At 65.0% G+C, this 774-nt stretch carries 1 protein-coding gene and 1 pseudogene; both read right to left on the reverse strand.

Annotated features, from left to right (window positions below; genetic code table 11):
• Nucleotides 1-302 (reverse strand): annotated as a pseudogene (locus EN750_RS37105) (shikimate dehydrogenase); the annotation flags it as partial.
• On the reverse strand, nucleotides 295-774 hold a 480-nt coding region (locus tag EN750_RS37110; RefSeq protein ID WP_127399466.1), incomplete at its 5' end, for a Maf-like protein. The pseudogene EN750_RS37105 and the gene EN750_RS37110, both read right to left, overlap by 8 nt.

Genomic DNA, 774 nt, shown 5'->3' on the forward strand with positions numbered 1-774 from the left:
GCCCACAGGACGCCGCCCTCGAACCACAGCGTGTTGACGGCGCCGATTTCCTGCGCCGCCTCGTCGCGGCGTTCGGCCAATGCGAAGGCCGCTTCCTTGTGCGGGATGGTGATGTTGCCGCCGCGGTAATTGTTTGCCTGCAACGTGTTCACGAACTCGGCAAAATCCTGCGGCGCGACATCGATGGCCTGGTAGCTTCCGTCGATGCCATGTTTGGCCAGCCAGTGGCCATGGATCTTCGGCGAGCGCGAATGCTTGACCGGATGGCCGGTGACGAAAGCCTTCTTTGACGCCTCAGCCATCGATCGCTCCCAGCGTGCGCAGTTCGGCAAGCAGCGGCAACAGCGGCAAGCCGACAATCGTGAAATGGTCGCCTTCGATTTTCTCGAACAATTGAATGCCTTCGCCTTCGATCTGATAGGCGCCGACGCTGGACAGCGCCTTGGCGCCGACGCGGGCGAGATGGCGGCCGATGAAGGCCGGGTCGAGCTTGCGCATGGTCATCGAGGCGATGCCGACATGGCGCCACAAAACCTCGCCGTCGCGGACCAGCACCGCGGCGCTGTTGAGCTGATGGGTCCTGCCCGACAGCGCCAGCAGATGACGGCGTGCGCCTTCCCTATCGGCCGGCTTGTGGAACACCTCGTCGCCGAGCGACAGCGTCTGGTCGCAGCCCAGCACCAGGGCACCCGGCCTGCGCTCGCTGACTTCGGTTGCCTTGGCCTCGGCCAGCACCAGGGCGACGTCCTCGGGTGAGACACCGCTGTCCTGCAG

Source organism: Mesorhizobium sp. M7A.F.Ca.ET.027.03.2.1 (assembly GCF_003999175.1).
In the GTDB taxonomy this organism is placed as follows: domain Bacteria; phylum Pseudomonadota; class Alphaproteobacteria; order Rhizobiales; family Rhizobiaceae; genus Mesorhizobium.